Source organism: Alcaligenes phenolicus (assembly GCF_032063905.1).
Lineage (GTDB): Bacteria > Pseudomonadota > Gammaproteobacteria > Burkholderiales > Burkholderiaceae_B > Alcaligenes > Alcaligenes phenolicus.
Map to the genome: position 1 here is coordinate 137,697 of NZ_DAMBOE010000006.1, position 26,207 is coordinate 163,903.

Annotated in this window: 19 protein-coding genes; 14 read left to right on the top strand and 5 right to left on the bottom strand. The window is 57.3% G+C overall.

Going from position 1 to position 26,207, the window contains the following annotated elements:
- The first annotated feature begins 74 nt into the window (after positions 1-74).
- Positions 75-998, top strand: coding sequence for a DMT family transporter (locus tag U2949_RS13435; protein ID WP_257723146.1), 924 nt, complete (start codon positions 75-77; stop codon positions 996-998).
- Positions 999-1,187: 189 nt separating this feature from the next.
- Here the strand turns inward: U2949_RS13435 and recJ are convergent, their stop codons facing one another.
- Together recJ and U2949_RS13445 are read right to left on the bottom strand one after the other, a co-directional pair.
- Entirely contained in the window at positions 1,188-2,897 is a 1,710-nt protein-coding gene (gene recJ / locus U2949_RS13440; protein ID WP_026482829.1) for a single-stranded-DNA-specific exonuclease RecJ, read from the bottom strand.
- Positions 2,879-3,826: a hypothetical protein gene (locus U2949_RS13445; RefSeq protein ID WP_257723145.1), complete on the bottom strand. Its 948-nt coding sequence runs from the start codon at positions 3,824-3,826 to the stop codon at positions 2,879-2,881. Before U2949_RS13445 ends, recJ begins: the two co-directional genes overlap by 19 nt.
- Before the next feature lie 42 nt (positions 3,827-3,868).
- On the opposite strand from U2949_RS13445, the gene U2949_RS13450 reads away from it, so the two are divergent.
- The 9 genes from U2949_RS13450 (at position 3,869) to guaB (ending at position 17,709) form a co-directional block, all read left to right on the top strand.
- Positions 3,869-5,143: a lipoprotein-releasing ABC transporter permease subunit gene (locus U2949_RS13450; RefSeq protein ID WP_009457991.1), complete on the top strand. Its 1,275-nt coding sequence runs from the start codon at positions 3,869-3,871 to the stop codon at positions 5,141-5,143.
- A complete protein-coding gene (locus U2949_RS13455) occupies positions 5,136-5,849 on the top strand; it encodes an ABC transporter ATP-binding protein (protein ID WP_026482826.1) in 714 nt (237 codons plus the stop codon). The genes U2949_RS13450 and U2949_RS13455 overlap by 8 nt, the downstream gene beginning before the upstream one ends.
- A gap of 73 nt (positions 5,850-5,922) precedes the next feature.
- Positions 5,923-6,756: a TatD family hydrolase gene (locus U2949_RS13460; protein ID WP_321288250.1), complete on the top strand. Its 834-nt coding sequence runs from the start codon at positions 5,923-5,925 to the stop codon at positions 6,754-6,756.
- A gap of 202 nt (positions 6,757-6,958) precedes the next feature.
- Positions 6,959-9,427 (top strand): DNA internalization-related competence protein ComEC/Rec2, encoded by a 2,469-nt coding sequence (locus U2949_RS13465; protein WP_321288252.1) that lies wholly within the window; start codon positions 6,959-6,961, stop codon positions 9,425-9,427.
- A gap of 121 nt (positions 9,428-9,548) precedes the next feature.
- Positions 9,549-10,445: an alpha/beta fold hydrolase gene (locus U2949_RS13470; protein ID WP_257723264.1), complete on the top strand. Its 897-nt coding sequence runs from the start codon at positions 9,549-9,551 to the stop codon at positions 10,443-10,445.
- A 6-nt stretch (positions 10,446-10,451) separates the two neighbouring features.
- Positions 10,452-11,300: a PHP domain-containing protein gene (locus U2949_RS13475; RefSeq protein WP_321288254.1), complete on the top strand. Its 849-nt coding sequence runs from the start codon at positions 10,452-10,454 to the stop codon at positions 11,298-11,300.
- 17 nt (positions 11,301-11,317) lie between these two features.
- On the top strand, positions 11,318-11,911 hold the full coding sequence (gene greB / locus U2949_RS13480; RefSeq protein ID WP_009457980.1) for a transcription elongation factor GreB: 594 nt from the start codon (positions 11,318-11,320) through the stop codon (positions 11,909-11,911).
- A 232-nt stretch (positions 11,912-12,143) separates the two neighbouring features.
- Positions 12,144-16,205 carry a phosphoribosylformylglycinamidine synthase gene (purL, locus tag U2949_RS13485; RefSeq protein WP_321288258.1) on the top strand — a complete coding sequence of 1,354 codons (4,062 nt, stop codon included), beginning with the start codon at positions 12,144-12,146 and terminating at the stop codon, positions 16,203-16,205.
- A gap of 43 nt (positions 16,206-16,248) precedes the next feature.
- Positions 16,249-17,709 (top strand): IMP dehydrogenase, encoded by a 1,461-nt coding sequence (gene guaB, locus U2949_RS13490; RefSeq protein ID WP_009457979.1) that lies wholly within the window; start codon positions 16,249-16,251, stop codon positions 17,707-17,709.
- 956 nt (positions 17,710-18,665) lie between these two features.
- Here the strand turns inward: guaB and U2949_RS13495 are convergent.
- A complete protein-coding gene (locus tag U2949_RS13495; protein ID WP_321288261.1) occupies positions 18,666-19,571 on the bottom strand; it encodes a DMT family transporter in 906 nt (301 codons plus the stop codon).
- Positions 19,572-19,656: 85 nt separating this feature from the next.
- On the opposite strand from U2949_RS13495, the gene U2949_RS13500 reads away from it, so the two are divergent.
- A complete protein-coding gene (locus U2949_RS13500; RefSeq protein WP_321288263.1) occupies positions 19,657-20,463 on the top strand; it encodes an AraC family transcriptional regulator in 807 nt (268 codons plus the stop codon).
- Here the strand turns inward: U2949_RS13500 and U2949_RS13505 are convergent.
- The gene (locus tag U2949_RS13505) at positions 20,460-21,350 is read right to left on the bottom strand and encodes an alpha/beta fold hydrolase (protein WP_321288266.1); all 891 of its coding nucleotides are present in this window, start codon (positions 21,348-21,350) and stop codon (positions 20,460-20,462) included. The genes U2949_RS13500 and U2949_RS13505 overlap by 4 nt on opposite strands.
- A 161-nt stretch (positions 21,351-21,511) precedes the next feature.
- Between U2949_RS13505 and guaA the strand changes: the two genes are divergently transcribed.
- The 3 genes from guaA to U2949_RS13525 all read left to right on the top strand — a co-directional run bounded on the left by guaA (position 21,512) and on the right by U2949_RS13525 (position 25,194).
- Positions 21,512-23,098: a glutamine-hydrolyzing GMP synthase gene (gene guaA, locus U2949_RS13510; protein ID WP_321288268.1), complete on the top strand. Its 1,587-nt coding sequence runs from the start codon at positions 21,512-21,514 to the stop codon at positions 23,096-23,098.
- Positions 23,099-23,742: 644 nt separating this feature from the next.
- Positions 23,743-24,537 (top strand): TenA family transcriptional regulator, encoded by a 795-nt coding sequence (locus tag U2949_RS13520; RefSeq protein ID WP_026482798.1) that lies wholly within the window; start codon positions 23,743-23,745, stop codon positions 24,535-24,537.
- Positions 24,538-24,675: 138 nt separating this feature from the next.
- Entirely contained in the window at positions 24,676-25,194 is a 519-nt protein-coding gene (locus U2949_RS13525) for a MepB family protein (protein ID WP_035274339.1), read from the top strand.
- On the opposite strand, the gene U2949_RS13530 is transcribed toward U2949_RS13525, so the two are convergent.
- Complete coding sequence (locus tag U2949_RS13530; protein ID WP_026482796.1) at positions 25,191-26,132, bottom strand: LysR family transcriptional regulator; 942 nt, start codon at positions 26,130-26,132, stop codon at positions 25,191-25,193. The two genes, U2949_RS13525 and U2949_RS13530, sit on opposite strands and share 4 nt — an antisense overlap.
- Positions 26,133-26,207: the final 75 nt, after the last annotated feature.

Consider the following 26,207-nt stretch of genomic DNA (forward strand, 5'->3'; position numbering starts at 1 on the left):
GGCGTATTGTAGACCTTGGCCGCCGTGGTATTTTGATTAGCTGCCTTGCAAATGTGTGTATTAGGAGAGGGTTGGTGAATAGAGCGGGATCACGTCTGGCGGCATACGCCTGTTTGGCCTTGTCCATGTCTTTGGTGGGCAGTTATATCGCCCTGACACGGCCGTTGGTAACGGCACTGCCGGTGTTCTTGCTGGCCTGGCTGCGCTTTGGCATTGGCGCGATAGCCATGCTGCGTTGGCTGCGCAAACCGGCGGCCGAACCCGCACTGGATCTGCGTACCCGTGGCCTGATTTTTCTGGAATCCTTCCTGGGTAATTTCCTGTTCACGCTGTGCATGGTGACGGGCATCAGCATGACCAGCGCGGTCTCTGCTGGCGTTATTTTGTCTGCCATTCCCGGCATGGTGGCTTTGTTCAGCTGGTACTTCCTGAAAGAAAGCATAGGGCCGCGCACCTGGGTGTCACTGGCGCTGGGGATGGGCGGGATTGCCTTATTGGCCTTGGTACAGGCGGATGATCACGGTGTGGATCAGCTGGACCCAGGAAAAATGTGGCTGGGCAATGCGTTGATCTTTTGTGCCGTCCTGTGCGAGTCGGCTTATGCGGTCATAGGCAAGCGCCTGACCGCCGTGCTTAGTCCCAAGCGCATCAGCGCGATTATCAATCTGTGTAGCCTGGCGCTGATTACGCCCCTAGGTTTATACGCCGCCTGGGATTTCGATTTCACGGCACCGGCAGGCTGGATCTGGCCTTTGCTGGTGTTTTATTCCTTGGCGGCCAGCGTCTGGACGGTCTGGCTGTGGATGACGGGCGTACGTTCCGTACCTGCTTCGCAAGCCGCGGTGTTTATGGTCTTGATGCCCTTGGGTACCGCAGCAGTGGGTGTGCTCGTGCTGGGGGAGAGCTTCACTACTGTGCATGTTTACGCTTTTATACTGGCCTTGGCGGGTTTGGTGCTGGCGACTTTGCCGGCTCGGTCGAAGTCCCAAACGCCTTAAGAAGATTAGGCGCAGCTTTTTACATAGGCGCGGGATGGACGTATCGGGACTGTATTGGATGCGGCTATTACAGAAGTCATGCGTAGCTGGGATGCCAAGCCTGGTTCTATTCAAAGCTAGTCTTAATTAAAAAAACCGCTGCAAAAGCAGCGGTTCCGGGAAAGGGACACTGGGCGATAGCGATAGTGCTTAGTCCTGCCCCTGTGCATATTCAATAATAAATTGCACGCTGACGTTCCCGTTCCATTCGTTTTGATCCAGGCGATAGGCCGCTTCGATATTCTCCGGCAATAACGTATCGCGATTAAACCAGATTGCATCGAAGTATTCGCCGTTGCGCTCCAGGCTCAACTTCAGGTGCTTGTTCTTGAGCAGACGTTGTTGGCGTACGAAGAAGTTGTCGCGGAAAACAGGAGCCGGGAAACCGGCGCCCCAGACTTGTTTTTGCAGCATTCCGGCCACCGTAATATTGATGTGCTCGGGCTCTAGGGAACCGTCGGTTTCAATGATGGGATCGAATTGATAGCGGCCGGTCAGTTCCTGTACGGCTTCTTCAAAGGCCTGCACAAACACATCGTAATTGTCCTCTTCAATCGTCAGGCCGGCCGCCATGGCGTGGCCACCAAACTTCAGAATCAGACCGGGATAGCGTTTGGACACCAGATCCAGTGCATCGCGCAGGTGTACGTCGGGAATAGAACGGCCCGAACCTTTGATCTCGCCTTCGTCGCCTTGGGCAAAGGCCAGGGTAGGGCGCCAGTATTTTTCTTTCAAACGCGAGGCGACCAGGCCGACGATGCCCTGGTGCCATTCGGGGTGGAACACGCACACAGTTGCGCTGGTGTCCGGTTCGGCCAGTTCGGCTGCGCGCAGGGCCTCTTCGCGCATGGACTGCTCAATCGAGCGGCGATCCTGGTTCATGTCCTCCAGTTCGCGAGCCAAATTAGCGGCCTCGTCTTCGTCATCTGTGATCAGGCAGCGTATGCCCAAGGCCATATCGGCCAGTCGACCGGCGGCGTTGATGCGTGGCCCCAGGGCAAAACCCAGATCAAAGGCGCTGGCCTGACGAGGATCGCGGCCAGCAACCTGGAACAGGGCGCGCAGCCCAGCCTGCATCTGGCCCTTGCGCATGCGCTCCAGCCCTTGGGTGACGATCAGGCGGTTATTGGCATCCAGGCTGACTACGTCGGCCACGGTCCCCAGGGCAACCAGGTCGGCCAGTTCGTTCAGGCGTGGGCCGGCATTGGCCTCATATACCCCACGCTGACGCAGCTCGGCACGCAAAGCCAGCATCAGGTAAAAAATAACGCCCACACCGGCCAGGTTCTTGGAGGGGAACTCACAACCGGGCTGATTGGGGTTCACAATCGCCAGGGCATCGGGCAACTCATCGCCGGGCAGGTGGTGGTCTGTGACCAGAACTTTCATGCCCGCCATATGAGCGGCTTCCACACCATCAATACTGGCAATGCCGTTATCCACGGTAATCAGCAGATCCGGTTTGCCCGAGGGATGTTGCTCTGCCAGTTCGACCACGGCGGGTGACAGGCCATAGCCGGTTTCAAAACGGTTTGGAACGAGAAAGTCCACGACTGCGCCCATGCTGCGCAGCGCGCGCAGGCCGACTGCACAGGCGGTAGCGCCGTCACAGTCGTAGTCGGCAATGATCAGCATGCGGTCCCGGCGGGCAATGGCATCGGCCAGCAAAACGGCGGCTTCACGCGCTTGGGTCAGCATATTGGGCGGAATCATGTTGCGCCAGGCCGGATCGATCTGGGCGGCGTCCGTCACACCCCGAGAGGCCAGCAGACGGGCCATTAAGTCGTGAATCCCGGCCTGTTTCAGGGCGTGGCTGGCGGCTTCTTGAGCGGGACGGTTTTTCAGGATAGGGGTGACCACCACTGACTCCAGTTAGAGGTTTGTTTGAACAGGGACAGGGGCCAGATGCGGCGCGAGGCGGGACCGACGTGAGCGTAGCGGTCCAGTCCGGTCAACACCAGTTCTGGCATGGGCCCTGCGGCCAGGGGGGCGAGCACGGTTCGATCCAGCTCGGCCAGCTGTTGTAGCCAAAGCCCCCAGTCTTGTCGTATCAGGCTGTCTTGCAAATCATCAATAATGCGCAGCCCGGTAGGCTCGGGGCCTAATTGCTGACAGGACGCTCCGCCAAACAGCCACAAGCTGTTCACATTGGGTAGACCCGCCTGTTCACGCTCGTGGTTATCGGGCAGGGCAAAGGCCAGCATTTGAAATTCATTGATCAGACGACGCCAGGGGCGGGTTTGCACATCCTGTGTCCACCAATTATTCAAATTGCTTTGGCTGACCAGTTCTGTGGAGGCCGCTTGCACCGTAAAATCAGCCGGTGGAGTGACACGCCACAAGGCCGGGCTGATGTACTCGAATTGAAAGCCGGTTTCGTCCAGATAAGGGCGAATGGCCCCCAGCAAGGCGCGGCTGTAGGACTGAGTCAAGGCCAGTTGCTCGCTGGGTATCAGCATGGCGCCCTCACGAGAGGGGGCAATGTGCACCAGCTCTGCCAGCCAGACAGCTTCTTCAGGTGCCATCGAGTGGATTTGTTTCAACTGGCGTAGCCGCAAAGGGGCCAGACCTGCGCTAAGATGCTGGGCTTGGTGCGCCGTAAAGCCGTGGGCGTGCAAAAGCCAGGCTTGTGCTGGCGTGCACAGGTCCTCGGACGGGTCGCGTACCGACAGCGTGCCTTTGCCCTGAGTCAGTAACTGAACCAGTGAAGGCGCCGTCTGGGGCAAGTGTTTGATGAGTTCGCGCGCGATGGCCGGTTCCGGCAGCGCACCGTTGATTACGATCTGCATGACAGCGATTGTAGTGTTTTCTTTGAGGCGATAGCAGCTCGCATGGGATACGAATTTTGGATTGGAGCGCGGTATGCAGGCCTGGCCAAGGGCCGCAAACGGCGTGGGGGACGAAAAGACCGTTTCGTCTCCTTTATTGCGGGCAGCTCGATGGCGGGGATTGCCCTGGGGGTAGCCGCGCTGATTGTCGTGCTGTCTGTCATGAACGGCTTTCAGACCCAGGTGCGTGACCGCATGCTGTCGGTCTTGCCGCATATTGAACTAATTGTGCGCAATGCCGATCATCAGCAAGTCTTGAATGAATGGAAGTCGCTGGCTCAAAAAGCCCAGACCAATCCAGCGGTGGTGGGCTCGGCCCCCTATGTGGCCGGGCAGGGCATGCTGGTGCGCAGCAATCAATTGATGGGCGTGCAGGTGCGCGGCATTGAGCCTGATCAGGAAAGCAAGGTGTCCGAGCTGGCCCAGCAAATGGTCATGGGCCGACTGGAAAACCTGCAGCCAGGCACTTTCGGGATCGTGCTGGGCGAGCAGTTGGCCAATCAGCTACGTGTCAGCACGGGCGATACGATCATGCTGATGGCTCCGCAAGGCTCGATCTCGCCAGCCGGTTTTTCACCGCGCATGCGCCAGTTCACGGTAACCGGTGTGTTTTCCTCCGGCTATTACGAATACGATGCCAGCCTGGCTTTTGTGAACGTGGATGATGCTTCCAAGATTTTCCGCGACAGCGGCAATAGTGGTGTGCGTCTGCGTATTAAAGATATGCAGCAGGCCCCCATGGTGGCTCAGGAGTTGGCCAGCAAAATGCCGCGCAACGTACTGGTGTCGGACTGGACAGCCAATAACCGCACCTGGTTTGCCGCCGTGCAAACTGAAAAACGCATGATGTTCCTGATCCTGGCTCTGATTGTGGCCGTGGCGGCTTTCAACCTGCTGTCCTCTTTGGTGATGGCCGTGAAAGACAAGCAGTCGGATATTGCGATTTTGCGCACTATTGGTGCCACCCCCAGCGAGATTGCCCGTATTTTCCTGGTGCAAGGTGCTTTGATTGGCGTTGTGGGTACCTTGCTGGGCGTCGGTTTAGGTACCTTGATTGCCTACAATATCGACGTGATCGTGCCCTTTATTGAAAACCTGATGGGCCGTAAATTCCTGCCTCAGCAGATTTACTTCATCAGCGAATTGCCTTCCAATCCGCAGGTCTATGACATTGTGCTGATTGCTATTGTCTCGCTGGTTTTGTCCTTCCTGGCCACGCTGTACCCAAGCTGGCGTGCTTCCAAGCTTCAACCTGCACAGGTGCTGCGTCATGACTGATCTTATCGCTCCAACCGTGCTGCGCGCGCGCGATGTCAGCGTCCACTACGAGGAAGGTGGCAACAGCATTCAAGTGCTTTCCGGGGTGAATCTGGAAGTGTGTCGTGGCGAGATGGTGGCTATTATCGGCGCTTCCGGCTCGGGTAAAAGTACCTTGCTGCATGCTTTGGGCCTGCTGGACAAGCCCAATACCGGCAGTATCGAGGTCAACGGCACCCAGACGGAAAGCCTGAATGAAAGCGAGCGCAGTCAGCTGCGCAACAAGGTGCTGGGCTTTGTGTACCAGTTCCACCATTTGTTGCCCGAGTTTGATGCGCTGGACAATGTGGCCATGCCCTTGATCGTGCGCCGCATGAAGCGTGCCGAGGCGCGTGAACAGGCTCAGCAGGTTCTGGAACAAGTGGGTTTGTCCCAGCGCGTACATCATTATCCGGGGCAGTTGTCGGGGGGCGAGCGTCAGCGAGTGGCCTTGGCGCGTGCTTTGGTGACACGGCCTGCCTGCGTGCTGGCGGACGAGCCTACGGGTAATCTGGACCGCTATACCGCTGAAGGCATGTTTGAGCTGTTGAGCCGGGTCAATGAAGAATTCGGCACGGCGTTTGTCATCGTGACTCATGACCAGGCCCTGGCTTCCCTGGCCCATCGTCAGCTGGTCATGGACAAAGGCTACCTGACTCAGGAAATCAGGGCCGAGCGCCGGTCTTGATAGCCGGCAGGGTCACGGTCTGTAATACCGTGACCCTCTCCTTTGCAGGCTGGTTCTTGTGGGGAGTTTCATTATGCTTATTGATACGCACTGTCATCTGGATGCTCCCGAATTTGCTTCAGATCGAGAGCAGGTCATTGAGCGCGCCCGCGCGGCAGGTGTACGTTCGATTGTGGTGCCGTCCGTCGGTGTATTCGATTTTCAGGCTGCCCGCGAGACCGCTATGGCTGCGCCCGGTGGTGTGTACGCGCTGGGTATTCACCCTTTGTTTACACCCAAGGCGGGGGAGGCGGATCTGGAGGCCCTGGAGCAGGAAATCCGGCTGCGTCTGGACGACCCGCGTTTTGTTGCCTTGGGTGAAATCGGTCTGGATTACTTTGTGCCAGCGCTGAAAACCGACGAGGCCAGTCGCCATCAGGAGTGGCTGTATGAGGCCCAATTGGCTATGGCGCAACGCCATGGCTTGCCCGTGCTGCTGCATGTGCGTCGCTCTCAAGATCGGGTACTGAAATATCTGCGGCAGTTTCCGGCAGTAGGCGGAATCGCCCATGCTTTTAACGGTAGCGAGCAGCAGGCACAGATGTTTGTGCGTCAGGGCTGTGCGCTGGGTTTTGGTGGGGCCATGACCTTTGGCCGTGCCAAGCAGATTCGCCGTCTGGCGCAGGACATGAGTCTTGCCGATATGGTGCTGGAGACCGATGCACCGGATTTGGCACCGTCCTGGCTGGTGGAGCCGGGAACGCCACTGGCCTCGGTTCGTAATGAACCGGCCGAAGTGAAGGGAGTCGCGGAAAGTCTTGCGGAGCTGCGGGGGATGGACGTGGATGATGTCATTAGCCAGACCGGTGCCACGGCGCGACGAGTCTTGCCGAGGCTGGATATGTTTTTGTCTAGCCAGGGGTATTAGCTAGGGTTCAGATTTTTTGAACTGCTTGTCGGGACTGCTTTTTCCTGTGCCTTTTCACGTGGCCCATCTTTGAGCTAAGAGGATCTTCTTGCCTATCGGTACAAGCCGATGTGAGCAACGTGTCCTTTTGCTGACTCTTTGAATCAGCCCTGAGCTCTACGCTATAGATTTGCGTGGAGGTCGCGATGGCAGGGCAGAGCCCATGCTAGGGCGCGCATGTTTAGCCGCTTTTGTGGCCGCAGCCACATTTACCCATTTCCTGAAACCCTCGTATCTGGCCCTGCCTGTTTGGCCGTGGCTGGGTGCTGTGGTTGTGAGCATCTTGCTGGCACAGCGTTTCTCTTTTGCTTATGTTCTGGTCTTTGCCTGCTTGGGAGCCAGTTATAGCCTTTGGCACATACAGGACCGGCTGGCTCAATCCGTCCCCGTCGCCGACATCAATAAAGTCAGTCGCGTAGAACTGGAGATTCAATCCCTGGTGCAGGCCGGGCCGAATTACAGGCAGTTTCAGGCCCGAGTCCTGAATTCTCAGCCGCCCGGTTTGCCTGAGCAGATTCTGGTTCGCTGGACTGCCGCTCCAGGTCATCATTCTCTATACCGTGAGCCGGCTGTACAGAACTTTCCGGAATTGATGCCTGGTCAACGCTGGCGTATGTCCTTACTGGTGCGCCCACCTCAAGGGGCCCGTAACCCGCACGGCTTTGATGCAGAACGTCATGCCATCATTCAAGGCTGGCGGGCCGTGGGCAGCGTTCGGGGTCAGCCACAACAAGTAGACTTCGATCCGGCGCAGTCCTGGCCCACGTGGACGGAGCGTCTGCGTCATCATTTGCGCAGCGTCTTGATGCCCTACGTACAGGAACGACGCTGGGGCGGGGTGATGCTGGCTTTGTCCTTGGGTGATCAAGCCAGTATTGCCGCATCGGACTGGCTGATCTTCAATCGCAGTGGCCTGACGCACCTGGTCTCCATCAGCGGCACGCACGTTACGTTCCTGGCCGTCTTGTTGGCTGCCTTGGTGTCCTGGTGCTGGCGACGTATCCGCTGGGGGCGTTGGGTATTGGCTGAGCAGATTCCCGCCCAGGTCGCCGCGACCTGGGTAGGTGTTGCCGGGGCGGGCGCTTACTGCGTGATCGCAGGCTGGGGTGTTCCTGCTCAGCGTACTTTTTTGATGTTGCTGGTGCTGGGTGTCTGCCGTCTTTGGGGCTTGCACTTCGGAGCCAGCCGGACTTTGCTGATTGCAGCTCTGTTTGTGGTTTTACACGATCCTTGGGCGGGGCTGACGACCGGTTTTTATCTTTCTTTTGCTGCTGTCTCGGTCCTGTTCGCCTTTGGCTCTTTGATGGGGCAGGTGCCGCAGCCGGGCTCCTGGTGGCAGCGCTGGGGGCGGCGGATCTGGTTTGCGACTCAGTTGCAGGTGCTGATTACCTTGGCCTTGTTGCCCGCACTGGCCCCCTTGTTCCATGAAATATCCTTGGCTTCCTTGCCCGCGAATGCGTATGCCATCACCTTGATTGGCTCGGTTGTGACGCCTTTGGTGTTGCTCTTGCTGATTTTGGCGGCATTGCAGGCTCCGCCGGTCTGGTGCGAGTCTGTCGCCTATCTTGCTCATACCGTATTGGACTTCACCATGCAGCCTACGGTCTGGTTGGCGGAGCATAGCCTTGCCAGTATGCCGGTGCCTGCCCAGCATTGGGCCTGGACAGTTCTGGCTTTGCTGGGAGTGTTGTTGTTGCTCTTGCCTAAAGGTTTTGTGTCCCGTTTGAGCGGCCTGTCTCTACTGGTACCTGCCTTGGCTTTACGACCTTCCTTGTTACAGGAGGGGGACTGGGACTTGTTTGCCTTGGATATAGGTCAGGGCAGTGCGGTGGTGCTGCGTACACGTAATCAGGTGTTGTTGTTCGATGTAGGAAACCGCTACGGCCCTGATTCTGATGAGGGCAAGCGCAGCATTGCCCCCTGGTTGAAAGCCAAGGGAATAGGGAGGATAGACACCTTGGTGCTGTCTCATGCCGATATGGACCATGTGGGCGGGACGCGCAGTGTATTGCAGGCGGTGCCCGTGAGCCGCTCCTATAGCAGCTTTGACCTGGACGCCCATTTGAGTCGGGAAGAGCGTTTGCTGGGTTTGGCCACTGGCTCCACGACTCGCCCGGCACAAGTCTTGCGCTGCGAGCAGGATGCGTACTGGGAGGTAGACGGCGTACGTTTCCGGTTCTGGTGGCCGCCCGCAGATGAGGCCAGCTTCAAGGCCGTCTATGGTCGCGAGGAAGATAAAAACGCCATTAGCTGCGTGCTGGAAGTTCAAGGTGCCCGACACAGCGCGCTGCTTTTGGGTGATGCGGGTGTGGCACAAGAGCAGGCCATTGTGGCAGCAGGTTTGGGGCCTATCGACGTGGTGGTGGTTGGGCATCACGGCTCCCGGACTTCTTCTGGGGCGCATTATGTCAAACACATACAGGCAGGCTTGGCCATCGCTCAATTGGGCTGGTGGAACCGTTTCAACCATCCGCATCCACTGGTACAAGCTCGTTGGGAACGCTCCGGTGCTTTATTCCTGCGCACTGATCAATGGGGCGCCTTGACGGTGGAGTCACGCCCCTCGGCCCTGTTTTACTTTGGAGAGCGGGACCGTTACGCCCGTTACTGGCAGCCCCCGGCACCACCCTGAGGGCAGGACAGAAACGGCACAGTAAAGCCCTCGGGCTGGGCTACAATAGTCCTTTATCTGTCAAATTCTGGTCTGAGCGTTCATGACAACTGATCTTCAGGAGCCGCGCCTTAATTGGGTTATGTGTGCCAGTGCCTCCGGCACGCACCGCATGGCGTACTGGGAGTGGGGCGATCCAACTAACGACCAGGTCTTGATGTGCGTGCATGGTTTGACGCGTACAGGCCGGGATTTTGATCAATTGGCCCAGCGCCTGTCCAAGCGCTACCGCGTGGTCGCCCCTGATATTGTTGGACGTGGCCGCTCTGATTGGCTGATTGATCCGTCCGCTTACGCCATCCCTCAATACGTTGCCGACATGCTGGTGCTGATTGCCCGTTTGCAGCCAGCACGGCTGGATTGGGTGGGCACGTCCATGGGCGGTTTGATTGCCTTGGGCTTGCAAGGGGGGCAGGCGATGTCAGCCTTGCTGCGTCCGGCTCGCCCCGGACCTGGTCTGGGTGCTGAGCCCTTGCAGTTGCCTTTGGGTCGTGTTGTTTTGAACGATGTAGGCCCCGCGCTGGACATGACAGGCCTGCAGCGCATCAGCGAGTACGTTGGCCAGTCCGTGCTGTTTGATACCTTCGAGCAGGCGGTGGAATATGTGCGTTCCGTCTCGGCCTCCTTCGGAGAGCACTCCGCCGAGGAGTGGGCGGATATGTCCCGTCATGTATTTGTGGAACACGAAGGCAAATGGCGTCGCCATTACGATTTGCGCCTGTCGCAAGCCTTTGCTCAGCAGGCAGATGTGGATCTGGAGGCTGCACAGGCTTTGTTGTGGGCTGCCTATGAGGGTTTGCCGGATAAGGTGCTGATCGTGCGCGGCCAAGAGTCCGATCTCTTGAAGCCAGAAGCGGCCCAGGAAATGTTGCAACGTAATCCCAATTCGCAACTGGTGACTATTCCCAATGTGGGGCATGCGCCCATGCTGCGCAATGCCGAGCAAATCGACCACATCGACTACTTTCTAGCTGGATAGCCCCTTATGAGTGTTCAGGCCCGCTTGCCCGTTGATTTGCATTGCCATTCCATCTATTCAGATGGTGTGCTCAGCCCCGCGGAACTCGCCGCGCGTGCGTATGCCAACGGTGTGAAACTGTGGGCCCTGACGGATCATGACGAAATTGGTGGCTTGAAACTGGCCCGGCACTATGCCGAGGATCTGGGCATACGCTTCGTGGACGGCGTAGAAATTTCCGTCACTTGGGCGAACAAGACTATCCACATTGTTGGCCTGGGCGTGGACCCGGACCATCCTGCCTTGCAAAAGGCACTGCATGATGTGCGTGCTGGTCGCGAGCAGCGCGCCCGAAAAATGGGCGAACGCTTGGCAAATCTGGGTTTCCCCGATGCCTATGAAGGGGCAGTCCCATTTGCGGCCAACCCGGAACTGATCAGCCGTACGCACTTTGCGCGGTTTCTGGTGCAGCAAGGCTACTGCGTTGATATGAATGAGGCCTTTCGCCGCTACTTGGCGGATGGCAAGCCCGCCGCCGTAGAAACCGTCTGGGCCAGCCTGGAAGAAGCGGTGGGCTGGATACGGGCATCTGGCGGCAAGGCCATTATTGCCCACCCCGGACGTTACGAATTGGATGGCACCCGCAGCCACGCCTTGTACACCCGGTTTCTGGAACTGGGTGGCGTAGGTATTGAAGTGCTGACAGGCAGTCATACTCCGCAGGAATACAGTGTGTATACCCAGGTAGCACGCAGCTATGGTTTTGAAGTGTCCTGTGGTTCGGATTTTCATGGTCCCAGCGAAGGGCGTGTTGATTTAGGCGGTCTACCGCCTTTGCCCTCTGGATTGAAACCCGTTTGGCAGGAGTGGCTCTAGCAGGAGCCTTGAAAACGATGAATAAAGCCTTTGTGAAAGAGTCCGATCAGGACGACGATGACGATCTGGACGCCCCGGCCAGTGCACTACCCAGTGGCACCAAGAATTACATGACGGTCCTGGGTTATCGCCGTTTGCGTGGTGAACTGAGCCATTTGATGAACAAGGAACGTCCCGAGGTGGTGCAGATCGTCTCCTGGGCGGCATCCAATGGGGACCGTTCCGAGAACGGCGATTATCTGTACGGTAAAAAACGCCTGCGGGAAATTGACCGCCGTATCCGCTTCCTGACCAAGCGTCTTGAAATTGCCGAAGTGGTCGATCCCGGCTTGCAGCCCAATCCCGATCAGGTGTTCTTTGGAGCAACCGTTGTTTATAGCGATAGCCAGGGCGAAGAGTTCACCATCACCATTGTGGGGGTGGACGAAGCTGAACCCCTGCAAGGCCGCATCAGCTGGATTTCGCCGGTGGCCCGTGCCTTGATCAAGGCACGTGAAGGCGACACCGTGGTGTTGCGCACTCCCGCCGGCAAGGAAGAACTGGATATTCTGGAAGTGTCCTATCCCGAGCCCGCGCCAGCCCCTGATCTGGATGGAGACAGCCCGATTTGAACGCCGTACCGGGTCCGTATTGGAGATTACGGGGCGCGAATCGCTCCGGCCCCTCAAGACGTCTTGTCGAGCTTGCCGGGTTTGCTGTGTCTCCAACCCCGCTTGCGGCTCCCTTGTTTGAACTGAATTTTTCCTTTTTGTGCACGCCATTTACCGATGTGACCTCTTGTGTCGCTTCCGGTTAAAATGGCGTGTTTTCTATTTCTCCCACCTTTTTTGCCCCTCCCGTATCGTGAGCCAAATCCTGTACTTTCCCGGTTCGTCCGTGCTCTCCGCATTTCGTCGTGAGCGTTTGCTAGAGCGTGTCGAGCAGCGTCAACTGCCTGTTGCCGACATTCTTGCCCTGCACGAATACTATGTCTGGACTGAAGAGTCCGGCCTGGATGCCAGTGCGCGTCAGCATCTCAGCGACCTGCTGGACGATGGTCTGCCTGCGCTGGATCCTCAGCCGCCTAAAGGCGCCTTGGTTCTGCGTGTCATTCCTCGTTTGGGTACCGTGTCGCCCTGGGCCAGTAAAGCGACTGACATCGCCCATAACTGTGGTTTGCAAGCGGTACGCCGTATCGAGCGTGGCGTGCGTTACATCATCACCCCCAAGCGTGGCTTGTTGGGTGCCAAGGAACTGGATCAGGCTCAGCTGGAACAACTGGCTGCCTTGCTGCACGACCGCATGACCGAAACCGTGGTTGGTTTGGACTTTGACGGTCAGGAGCTGTTCACCCAACTGGAAGGCAAGCCTATCCAGACCGTGGATGTTTTGGGCGGCGGCGTGGCGACCTTGAAGCAGGCCAACGAGGAAATGGGTCTGGCGCTGTCCGAGGACGAAATTGAATACCTGATGGATGCTTTCACACGTCTGGGTCGTAACCCGCATGACGTGGAGCTGATGATGTTCGCGCAAGCCAATAGCGAACACTGCCGTCACAAGATTTTTAACGCACAGTGGGTAATTGACGGTCAAAACCAGGGCAAAACCTTGTTTGGCATGATTCGTGAAACCCACGCGGCTCAACCAGAAAATACCGTGGTGGCTTATGCGGATAACGCCGCCATCATGACGGGCGGCCCCGCTACTCTGTTCCACGCCGGTATTGATGATCAGGCCAACGAGCCCGTGTATCAGCGCCACGAAGCACTGGTTCACACCTTGATGAAGGTGGAAACCCATAACCACCCAACCGCAATTGCTCCTTTCCCTGGTGCATCTACTGGTGCCGGTGGCGAGATTCGCGACGAAGGCGCAACAGGCCGTGGTTCCAAGCCCAAAGCGGGTTTGACTGGTTTTACCGTGTCCAATCTGTGCTTTCCTGAACAAATGGAACCTTGGGAAAAAGACTCCCACGGTATTCCTGACCGTATCGCCAGCCCCCTGGACATCATGATTGAAGGCCCGATTGGTGGTGCCGCCTTCAATAACGAATTTGGTCGTCCCAACCTGCTGGGTTACTTCCGTACTTTTGAACAAACGGCTGGCGATCAGCGCTGGGGCTACCACAAGCCCATCATGATTGCCGGTGGTCTGGGTTCGATTGACGATCGCCTGACTCACAAAGATCCGCTTCCAGTGGGTGCCTTGTTGATTCAGTTGGGCGGTCCCGGCATGCGTATTGGTATGGGTGGTGGTGCTGCGTCCAGTATGGGCGTGGGTGCCAACCGTGCCGAACTGGATTTTGACTCTGTGCAGCGCGGCAATCCGGAAATGGAACGCCGTGCCCAGGAAGTGATCGACCGCTGCTGGCAACAGGGCGAAAACAACCCCATTATTGCCATCCACGACGTGGGGGCGGGTGGTCTGTCCAACGCATTTCCTGAGTTGGTGAACGATGCCGAGCGTGGCGCTATTTTTGAACTGACTCGCGTTCCTCTGGAAGAGTCCGGTCTGTCGCCTGCAGAAATCTGGTCCAACGAATCCCAGGAGCGTTACGTCCTGGCCATTCTGCCCAAGGATCTACCGCGTTTCGAGCGCATTGCTCAGCGCGAGCGCTGCCCCTTTGCCGTCGTGGGTGTGGCTACCGAAGAGCGCCAATTGCGCGTGACTTTCGGCGAAGGCTTGCCCGGCGTGGACGACGTGCACACCCCCAAGAGCATCGAGGAGCGTCCTGTTGACGTGCCTATGGATGTGATTCTGGGTAAAGCCCCGCGCATGGAACGTGACGTCAAGCGTCTGGAGGGCGTGGCCGAACCGCTGGATCTGACGCTTATTCCTTTGACCGAAGCCATGCACCGGGTGCTGCGTCACCCCACCGTGGCCAACAAGACTTTCCTGATCAGCATTGGCGACCGCAGCGTGGGTGGCCTGTGCAGTCGCGATCAGATGGTTGGCCCTTGGCAGGTGCCTGTGGCCGACTGCGCCGTTACCTTGGCTGACTTTGAAGGCGTGCGTGGCGAAGCCATGTCCATGGGCGAACGTAGCCCTAGTGCCATGATTGACGCTGCAGCCTCCGGCCGTATGGCTGTGGCTGAAGCCCTGACCAACCTGGTCGCCAGCGATGTGCGTGACCTGAAAGACGTCAAATTGTCCGCCAACTGGATGGCCGCTTGCGGCGTAGACGGCCAGGACGCCGCCTTGTTCGACACGGTTCAGGCTGTCAGCCAGTGGTGCCAGAGCCTGGGCCTGTCCATTCCTGTGGGCAAGGACTCTTTGTCCATGCGTACCAGCTGGGAGCAGGACGGAGAGTCCCGTCAGGTGATTTCGCCAGTTTCCCTGGTGGTGACCGCTTTTGCTCAAGTGGCCGATGTGCGCCGCACCTTGACCCCCCAACTGCAAACCAATGTAGGCGATACCGCTCTGGTCTTGATTGATCTGGGGCAGGGCAAGCAACGCATGGGTGCGTCCGTATTGGCTCACGCCTTCAATCAGGTTGGTCAGTCCGTACCCGATATGCAGGACGCCGAAGCCATGCTGGCTTTTGTGAAGGTGATTCGCCAATTGGCCGACCAGGATCTGATCCTGGCCTACCATGACCGTTCCGACGGTGGTCTGGCCGCGACCGTGGCCGAGATGGCGTTTGCCGGTCACACAGGCGTGTCCGTGAATCTGGACATGCTGACCATCGACCCTCATGCTGCCGATTGGGGCGATTACAAGATTCGTGCCGAACAGGTTTCCGTGCAGCGTGATGAGATTACCTTGCGCGCCTTGTTCAACGAAGAGGCTGGTGCTGTCATCCAGGTGCCATTGGCTCAGCGTGATCAGGTCATGCAAATTCTGCGTGAGGCAGGTTTGTCGGCTCACTCCCACGTGATTGGTAGCCTGAACAAGACCGATCAGGTCGAGTTCTACCGCGATGGTGCTTGCATTTACCAAGCCCCTCGTGTGGAACTGGCACAACAGTGGAGTGAAGTTAGCCGCCGCATCATGGAGCGTCGCGATAACCCCGCCTGCGCACAGGCTGAATTCGATCGCTGGGAAGATGTGCAAGACCCAGGCATCTCGCCGCGTGTCATGTTCAACCCGCAAGAAGATATTGCTGCTCCCTTCATCGCTACCGGCAAACGCCCACGCGTTGCCATCTTGCGCGAACAGGGTTGCAACAGCCAGGTCGAAATGGCCTGGGCCTTTGACACAGCCGGTTTCGAAGCCGTTGACGTGCACATGACCGACTTGCTGTCGGGCCGCGCATCGCTGGAAGGCATGCAGGGCATGGTGGCTGTGGGTGGCTTCAGCTACGGCGACGTTCTGGGCGCCGGTGAAGGCTGGGCCAAGACCATTCGTTTCAACAATCAGTTGTCCGATCAGTTTGCTGCCTTCTTCGGTCGCAGCGACACCTTCGGTCTGGGTATTTGTAATGGTTGTCAGATGATGGCGGCCCTAGCCCCCATGATTCCGGGTGCGGAATTCTGGCCACGCTTTACCCGTAACCAGTCGGAAAAATACGAGGCTCGTTTCTCCAGTGTGGAAATCGCCGCTTCGCCATCCTTGTTCTTCAAGGGCATGGAAGGGACACGCCTGCCAGTAGCCGTGGCTCACGGTGAAGGCTTTGCGAACTTCCAGCGTCAGGGCGATGCATCCAAGGTAGCGGCTGCAGTTCATTTTGTGGATCACCGCGGTCAGCGCACGGAGCAATACCCGCTGAACCCCAACGGCAGCCCTTACGGTTTGACCGGTGTAACCACGGCAGATGGCCGCTTCACCATCATGATGCCTCACCCGGAACGCGTGACGCGCAACGTCATGATGTCCTGGACGCCAGAGCAGTGGGGCGCCGCCGATCAGGGTGCTGATCAGATGGCAAATGGTGGATTTACTCCCTGGATGCGGATGTTTCGCAACGCTCGGGTCTGGATTGCGTAATTGCTTACGCGTATAATCGATTTTTGGACGGAGTTATAAAAGCATGCGTCTCATCAAGAAAGCACTGACCTTCGACGATGTGTTGTTGGTTCCCGCTTACTCCGAGGTTCTGCCTCGCGATACATCCTTGCTCACCCGCTTTACGCGGGACATCACCCTGAATATCCCGCTGGTTTCGGCTGCCATGGACACGGTAACCGAAGCGCGCCTGGCTATTGCCATGGCACAGGAAGGCGGTATCGGGATCATCCACAAGAACCTGACGGCGGATGCTCAAGCACGTGAAGTTGCACGTGTGAAGCGTCACGAGTTCGGCATCGTGATTGACCCGGTTACTGTGACGCCCACCATGAAGGTGCGCGATGCCATCAACCTGCAGCGTCAGCACGGTATTTCCGGTTTGCCTGTGGTTGAGGCCGGCAAGCTGGTGGGTATTGTTACCAACCGCGATCTGCGCTTTGAAGACCGCCTGGATCTGCCTTTGCGTGATGTCATGACGCCTCAAGAGCGTTTGATCACCATGCACGAAGGCGCCACGCTGGACGAAGCTCAGGCCCTGATGCACCGTCATCGCCTGGAACGTGTGCTGATCGTTAACGATCAGTTCCAGCTGCGCGGTCTGGCAACGGTTAAGGATATTGTCAAAAACACCGAGCACCCTCTGGCTAGCAAAGACAGCCACGGTCAGCTGCGCGTCGGCGCCGCAGTCGGTGTGGGTGACGGTACTGAAGAACGTGTCGAGAAACTGGCTGCAGCCGGTGTGGACGTGGTGGTGGTGGACACTGCCCACGGTCACTCCCGTGGCGTTATCGAGCGCGTTCGCTGGGTCAAGAAGAATTTCCCTCGCATTCAGGTTATTGGCGGCAACATTGCTACCGCTGATGCCGCTCGCGCTCTGGTCGAGGCCGGTGCAGATTGTGTCAAGGTCGGTATTGGCCCTGGTTCTATTTGTACGACTCGTATCGTGGCCGGTGTGGGTGTTCCTCAAATTACGGCTATTGCTGATGTTGCCAAGGCATTGGAAGGTACGGGCGTACCTTTGATTGCTGACGGCGGTATCCGCTTCTCCGGCGATGTGTCCAAGGCTTTAGCCGCTGGCGCTTCCGCTTGCATGATGGGCGGTATGTTTGCTGGTACTGAAGAATCTCCTGGTGAAGTGGTGCTGTTCCAGGGCCGTTCTTACAAGTCCTACCGCGGTATGGGTAGCTTGGGCGCCATGGTCGATGGTTCGGCTGATCGCTACTTCCAGGATCCTTCGAACAACGCTGACAAGCTGGTTCCAGAAGGTATTGAAGGCCGCGTGCCTTACAAGGGCAGTGTTATTGCCATTATTTACCAACTGGTTGGTGGCATCCGTGCTTCCATGGGCTACTGCGGTTGCAAATCCATCGAGGAATTGCACGCCAAGGCCGAGTTCGTGGAGATTACGGCTGCGGGTGTACGTGAGTCCCACGTGCATGACGTACAGATCACCAAGGAAGCGCCGAACTACCGCGCTGACTGATCTTGGCTAGTCTCTTGCATGCCAGAAGCCGCCAGCCTTTGGGTTGGCGGTTTTTTTTTTTGTATCGCCTTTGTGTTGTGGGGTAGGGGGTGGACTCAGGATAGACGCCTCTTGCGGCCTGGGTGGGGACGCGGGGCGGACCGCTTGCCGGTGCTGCGCACCGGTGCCCTTGGCGGTGTCGAGATACGGGCGCACTCTGAACTCACCCGGTGATTGGTCCCCCGGACCAATCACAAGCGTCGGGTTCAAACAGCAGAGTGCTTGCATCCCGTATCCCGACACCGCCCGCGGCAAGCAGTCTGACTCGCCCCGCGTCCCCACCCAGGCCGCAAGAGGCTCAGATCGAGAAATATATAGCCCCGCTTGTTTTTTTGCGCTTAGGGTTTTTGTTGGTGTGTTGGTTTTTGGAAAGAGCGTGGGTGGGAAATCGTAGCTTGATGGGAGGAAGGTTTGTAATAAGGAAGAGGGAGTAGAGAGGTCTATTGATGAGAGGAAGGAGGCTAGGGAAAGCAGTCTTCCTTATGGCTAAAAATAGGTATTAAAAATTTTTGTTTGTTGGCAGTTTGGTCGGAGCTCTACACAATCGCTACCGTCACCGTCAAGACCACAGCAACAGCAACAGCAACAGCAGTAACTACTGCTATCTCAGCCTTTGTTATTCCTATCTTGGCTGGTGTTGTGTAGCCCTTGTTCCATTCAGGGAGCGACCCTTTATGGTGTGGGAGGGATGGGAATGCAGAGAACTCTAAATAATAAAAAGCGCCCCGTTTATGACGGGGCGCTTTGCTTTGGATACTGCGGGGTGCGCTTACCCTAAGAGTGCTATTCAGCTATTCAGCTATTCAGCTATTCAGCTATTCAGTTCATTAGTTCGTCACTCGTTAGCTCACAAATTAGTGGTCGATAGCTGGCAAATCAGTTCATAGCAGGAGTTGGATATAAGACTCCCATATTTCTTATTTAGCAGGGGCTGTTTTGGTTTTGAACAGCCATTGTTGAGGCGGCCATTGAGCCAGAATCACCCCCGCCAGGGTTAGCAGTCCGCCGCTCACATGGTGTGCGCCCAACTGTTCACCCAGCAATGGGATGGCCAGCATGGCGGTCATGAAGGGCAGGATATTCAGGAACAGGCTGCATCGGGCCGGGCCCAAGCGTGTGATGCCTTGGATCCAGCAGTAGGGCAGCAGGACGGAGGCCAGGATGCCTGCGTACAGGATCAGGGGGACTGTTTGCTCATTCAATTGCGTTTGTTCTGCTGGCAGCCAGAAGAAGACGGGCAGCAGGGTGATCAAGGCTCCCCAAGCTTGAAGATAGGTCGATTGCCAGGCTGGCACAGTGATATGCCATTTCTTCAAAAAGACGCTGTAAAAGGCGTAGCTTAATGTCGCTGTCAGCATCAGCAAGTCGCCAGAGCGGACTCCTTGGCTTAGCAGTTGCATGGGATGGCCGCTGCTAATCAACCAGACTGTTCCAAACAAGGCCAGCAGGGCACCGGGCAGCATGCCGCGAGGGCCAGAGCCTGGCAGCAGCAAACGTGTGGTCAACAGGGTCAGCAGGGGTGTCAATGCGGTAATCACGGCCATATTGGTGGCGCTGGTACTGGCTGCTGCCCAGTAAGACAGGCATTGATAAAACGCCATGCTCAGAAATCCCAGAAACAGCAGTTTGGGCAGTTGGGGGCGGATCGAGTGCCAGTGTCGCCAGACAGGGCGAGCGGCAAACAGGCTCATGATGGCCAGCGCCAGCACGACTCGATAAAAACTCATGGCAGGTGCGGCGATCAGGCCGTGCGCCATTTTGGAAACAATTACATTGCCGGACCACAGCAGCATGGTCACCAGCGGATAGGCATAGTTGCGCATTGGAAGCATCCATCAATAAAGAAGACGTATGCTCGCTGTAGACCGGCTTGCCTGTCTTTCGCTAAACTGACTTGAATTAGCGTAAATGGGACAGCTTGTGCTTGATCCTCTTATTCATATCCCTGTCGAGCTGGCCAAGATGCCCATTAGTGGTTTGGCGGCAGACTATCCGGACGGCCATCTTATTCAAGAGCACCAGCATGTACGGGCGCAGTTTTTGTACGCCGTGCAAGGGGTGATGGTGATCGACGCCCAGGAAGGACGCTGGGTGGTGCCTCCCAGTCGTGGCGTTTGGCTGCAACCGGGGCGACCTCATACGGTTCGCATGCGCGGACAGGTCAAAATGCGCACGATCTTTGTGGATGAGGATGCCGCTCCGGGCTTGCCAGCGCGTAACTGTGTGCTGGATGTCAGCCCTTTGCTACGAGAGCTGATTCTGGAGGCCAGTCGAATTCCTTTGGTGTACGCGCAAGACAGTCGTGATGGCCGCGTGATGCGCTTATTGCTGGATGAATTGCGCGAGCTGCCTGTATTGCCGTTTCATCTGCCCTGGCCCGAAGAGCCGCGCTTGCTACTGGTGTGTCGGCATCTGGAGGCCCGCCCCGATGATGATAGGGATGCAGAGGCCTGGGCCAAGCAACTGGCCATGAGCGTCAAAACTTTCCACCGCCTGTTTCGTCGCCATACCGGCATCAGCTTTGGGCAATGGCGTCAATTCGCTCGCTTGCTGGGGTCTCTGGAAGGTTTGGCAGCCGGTGAGCCTATTGTGCAAGTGGCTTTGCAGCACGGTTATGCCAGCCAAAGCGCATATGCCGCCGTGTTCCGGCGGCATTTCGGGGTTACTCCCAGAGAGTTTTATCGCTCTAAAGACAGCGTGGACGAAGCGGATTAGTCCGCCAGCTCCAGCAGCAGTCGGGCCAGCATGTCGGGGTGTGTCATCAAAGCGCAGTGCCCGCTTTCCAGTTCACGGAATTCCCAATCTTTTTGCTGACGGGCCCATTCGCGCGAGGTATCGACCCCTCTGAACGTGGGCTGTGTGCAAGAAATATAGGAGCAGGGACGGCCATTGCCAATGACGGGGTTCTGTAAACGAAGGGAAGAGCGGTAGACGCTGAGCGGCTGTGGCGTCAGGCGGTTCCCGACAAAGTGCAGATCTTCCGTGGCATGCAGGCCCAAGGCGCTTAGAGGAGGAGGGGGGACGGCGGGAACGGCGTTTTTCCCGGCAGAGGCTACCATGCTGTCGACAATCTTTTCCGGTAGCGTGTCGAAAGTGCTGGTGCCGCTTGGCAGGATAAAGGCGTCCAGGTAAATCAGTTGCTGAATGCAGCGCGGCATGACGTCGGCTACGCCGCTAATAACCAGTCCACCAAAGCTGTGGCCCACCAGAACCACGTTGGAGAGTTCCTCCCAACGTATCAAATTAGCGACATCGTCCACAAAGGTATTCAGGGTGATGTCCGGGCTGAGCAAGTGGCTGCGTTCGCCCAAGCCGGTTAGCGTGGGGGTATAGACTTTATGCCCTTTGGCCTGCAGCCGGGCCGCCAGGCGGGACCAGCACCAGCCACCGTGCCAGGCACCGTGAACCAGCACAAAGGTCAGGCTGTCGGAGACTTCGTCCGTATCTTCCTGGCATTCATAGGCAAAGCTGTGCGGGCGGGCACCGGAGGGGCCGGGAGCAGGGATATAGCTGCCGCCGCCTTGTTGTTGTGTGGTCTGTGCAGGTCGGGATTCCTGGTGTTCATTAAGTTCGCTCGGACAAGGGGTACGACTCGAAGACATGCTGAAACTCCCAAAATGACTGCATGTACTGTAGCTGCCTTGCCGCATGAATGCCAGTGATGCAGGACAATTTCGGCCTGGAGTATTTCTGCGACTCCCTAAGCGGCGCTACACAGCGTAAAATAGATCCTTTACCGCTTTATTATTGGCTCGATACTTTCATGCACCAGCGAATTCTGATTCTTGATTACGGCTCCCAGGTCACCCAGCTTATTGCGCGTCGCGTACGCGAAGCCGGTGCGTACTGTGAGATTCACCCCGGTGATGTTAGCGATGAATTCATCCGTTCCCAAGAAGGCCTGAAAGGGATCATTCTGTCGGGCAGCCACGCCTCGGTCTACGCCGAAGACGCTCTGCAAGTTCCCGCCGCTGCGTTTGAAGCCGGCGTACCCGTTCTGGGCATTTGCTACGGCATGCAAGCCATGGCCCGCCAACTGGGCGGCGTTACCGAAGGTTCGGACAAGCGTGAATTCGGTTACGCCGAAGTCCGCGCCCACGGCCACACCAAGCTGCTGGACGGTATTCAGGATTTCGCCACGGCAGAAGGCCACGGCATGCTCAAAGTCTGGATGAGCCACGGCGATAAAGTTACCGCCTTGCCTCCCGGCTTCAAGCTGATGGCTTCCACCCCAACATGCCCCATCGCCGGTATGGCCGACGAAGACCGCGGCTTCTACGCTGTCCAGTTCCACCCTGAAGTCACCCACACCGTTCAAGGCGGCGCCTTGTTCGAACGCTTTGTGCGCGACATCTGCGGCTGCGTGGGCGATTGGAACATGCCGGACTACGTGCAAGAGGCTATCGCCAATATCCGCGAACAAGTCGGCGACGAAGAAGTCATTCTGGCCCTGTCCGGTGGTGTGGATTCCTCGGTTGCTGCCGCTCTGATCCACCAAGCTATCGGCGAGAAGCTGACCTGCGTATTCGTGGACCACGGCTTGCTGCGTCTGAACGAAGCCCAGCAAGTCATGAGCACCTTCGCCGACAATATGGGTTTGAAGATCATCCATATCGACGCCTCTGACCGCTTCCTGGGCAAACTGGCCGGTGTTACCGATCCAGAAGCCAAGCGCAAGATCATTGGCCGTGAATTCGTGGAAATCTTCCAGGAAGAAGCCGCCAAACTCAGCAACGCCCGTTGGTTGGCCCAAGGCACAATCTACCCGGACGTAATCGAATCCGCCGCTGCCAAATCCGGTAAAGCCACTGGCATCAAATCCCACCACAACGTGGGTGGCCTGCCAGACACGCTGAACCTGAAACTGCTGGAACCCCTGCGGGAACTGTTCAAGGACGAAGTGCGCAAACTGGGCGTAGCCCTGGGCTTGCCACCAGCAATGGTCTACCGCCACCCCTTCCCAGGCCCAGGCTTGGGTGTTCGTATCCTGGGTGAAATCAAGCGTGAATACGCAGACTTGCTGCGTCAAGCTGATGCCATCTTCATCGAAGAGCTGCGCAATACGGTTGACGAAGAAACCGGCAAGAACTGGTACGACCTGACTTCCCAGGCCTTCACCGTTTTCCTCCCTGTGAAAAGCGTAGGCGTGATGGGCGATGCTCGTACCTATGAGTACGTGGTTGCCATGCGTGCCGTGCAGACCACCGACTTCATGACGGCTGACTGGGCTGAATTGCCATACTCCTTGTTGAAGCGCACCTCTGGTCGCATCATTAACGAAGTGCGTGGCATTAACCGTGTGACGTACGACGTCAGCAGCAAGCCGCCAGCGACGATTGAGTGGGAGTGATCCCGAGTCTGGCTCTGCCAGGCACATGAAGGCATTAAATGCCGCTAAGCCCGCGTAATTGCGGGCTTTTTTCGTTTTCAGCCTAACACTATCTGGCAAGTTTTCGCATTGCCCAGGCGGAAGCCCGGTAACGGCTCGGTGGGGCAAAAAAGATGATCGCCGTTGGGAAGTCACCAGCCAAAGAGAAGGCCAAAGAAAAGGGCCGCGAGGGATGCAGAGACGATCGGGGTTTGGGCTGAAAAATAGCTACATGGGTACCAAATGGTTGATTCCATCCGCGAGAGGCGACGCTTAATTTAGGACGAGAGTTAAGGCCGAAATTTGGCAACCAGAAACTGGCTGACATTACGCACGCGTACTGGCGAGCGCTGACTAACAACATTGTGGAGCGAGGTGCTCCGGAGATAGCAGTTCACTCGCGAGTTAATAGCCTCTGGTTTTGTAGTCACCTAACCAAGCAGACCTTGCCGGAGATTGAGATAGACTGCGCACAGGGCGACCTGATCGAACAACCGCAGTTGTTTACCCATGACAGCCTGTTGCGTCGACCTGTGCGGCCGCGATCTTTTTCATCCGAGGCGCCCGGTACATTCCGGTGAAACTCTTTCTGGTCTGTACACAATCACATCAAAAGGAGCTAGATAGTGATCGATACATTCAACAGAACCGGCCCGCTTATGGAAGCCTCCAGTTACCCCGCCTGGGCGCAGCAGCTTATTCAGGACTGTAGCGAGAGCAAACGTCGCGTTGTAGAGCATGAGCTGTACCAGCGCATGCGCGACAATAAGCTCAGTGCGGCCACGATGCGTCATTACGTAATCGGTGGTTGGCCGGTGGTCGAACAGTTTGCCTTGTACATGGCACAGAACCTGACCAAGACCAAGTTTGCCCGCCATCCAGGAGAGGACATGGCGCGCCGCTGGCTGATGCGCAATATTCGCGTGGAACTTAACCATGCCGATTATTGGGTGGATTGGGCTCGCGCCCACGGTGTCAGCTTGGAGGAGCTGCAGGCTCAGAACGTGCCGCCTGAGCTGCACGCGCTGAGCCACTGGTGCTGGCACACCAGCTCAGTCGATTCGCTGATCGTGGCCATTGCCGCCACTAATTACGCCATTGAAGGGGCCACGGGCGAGTGGTCTGCGGTGGTGTGTTCGACCGGCGTGTATGCTGCGGCGTTCCCGGAAGAAGAGCGTAAGCGCGCAATGAAATGGCTGAAGATGCACGCCCAGTACGATGATGCGCACCCGTGGGAAGCTCTGGAAATCGTCTGCACGCTGGCCGGGAACAACCCGAGCAAGGCGTTGCAGGTGGAGTTGCGCCAGGCCGTGTGCAAAAGCTATGACTACATGTTCCTGTTCCTGGAGCGGTGCATGCAGTTGGAAAATGCCTCAGCGAACTCTCGCAAGCAGCCGGTGCCGGTAGCCAGCGAGGCCTGAGCCTGTCTGGCAATGGCGAGATCAACCTGCCATTGCCGAGCGCTTGCTTTTAAGCGTTCTGCGTTGCGGCTTATGCGCACTTCCTGTGCAATGTCGCTAGGGCGCACTGGAACCCTTATTACTTAAAGAAAAATCTCCTTGAACTTCTTTCTAGATCAGCTAAGTGCAGCAATCCGAGACATCTATGCTCCGGCAGGCATGCAGCTAACGCATTTTCCACAACCCGAAGCCGAAAGCCCAGAGTACGGAGCTTTTCGTTTCGGCCTTGATAGCCATACCATCGTCTTTCGGGTCGCGAAAACAACGCCGACCAAGCTTGGGCAGTTTGTGACGCTCTGGAAGCGGCCGACGCCGGACAGTGAAATCATGCCCCTTGATATTGCAGACAAGGTGGATTTTGTCGTGATCAGTGTTGCTGATGCAGATCACGGGGGGCAGTTTATTTTCAGCAAGCAGCTCTTGCTTGAGAAAGGCGTCATGTCTTGTGAAGGGAAGGGCGGGAAAAGAGCCATTCGTGTCTACCCACCATGGGTTGTCCCGACAGCTAAAGAAGCCATACGGACGCAACGGTGGCAGACGGAGTACTTCCTTCCGCTTGCTGCTGATGGGACGGCCCAATCGCCAGAGTTGGTACGCAAGCTCTTTCTAGCCCTTTAGCTTGTACCGTCTTGAGCTGAGGCTTTAGGGCTGACTTGCATACCAATACCACTCGGCCCGGACCCCCGAGCCAGCTCCATAAACGCCTGCAGATAATCAATCACCGTTTCCGTCTCCCTCATCCCCAGGAAGATCTGCTTGGCGATGCCATGTTTGCCCAACCTTACCGGCACGACATCCAGCTTCTCCGCATACTCCTCCACCAGCCATCGGGGGAGGGCGGCGACCCCACGTCCACTGGCCACCATCTGCATCATGATGTCCGTCGTCTCAATTGCCTTGTGGCGTCGGGGGGCGATGCCTGCGGGCAGCAGAAACTGGTTGTAGATATCCAGCCTGTCTATGTCCACCGGATAGGAGATCAGCACTTCCCGGTCCAGGTCCTTGGGCTTGGCATAGTCCACCTTGGCCAGCGCGTGAGCTTTATTGACCACCAGCACCTGCTCGTAATCGAACACGGGCTCGAACTTCAGGCCTGGCTTGTAAAGCGGGTCTGGGGTAACCAGCAGATCAATTTCATAGCCAAACAGCGCGCCAATCCCGCCGAACTGGAATTTCTGCTTCACGTCCACGTCCACATCCGGCCAAGCGCTAAGGTACGGCGAGACGATCTTCAGCAGCCATTGATAGCAGGGGTGGCATTCCATGCCGATACGCAGCGAGCCTCGCTCGCCTTGGGCGAACTGGCCCAGGCGCTCTTCGGCCAGATCCAGCTGCGGCAGGACGCGGTTGGCGACGGCCAGCAGATACTGCCCGGCTTGAGTCAGTTGCAGGCTGCGGCCTTCGCGACGCCAGATTTCTGTGCCCAGTTGCTGTTCCAGTTTCCGCATGGTGTGGCTAAGGGCAGATTGGGTAACGTGCAGCACGGCAGCGGCGGCGGTCAGGGACCCTTGCTTGTCAACTTGCTGCACAACGGCCAGGTGGATGCGCTCTAACATGATACGTGAGTGATATTCATGGGTTGGTGAGATAAGACCATTTTACTTCATTGATACGGCTTCCTACAATGCAAG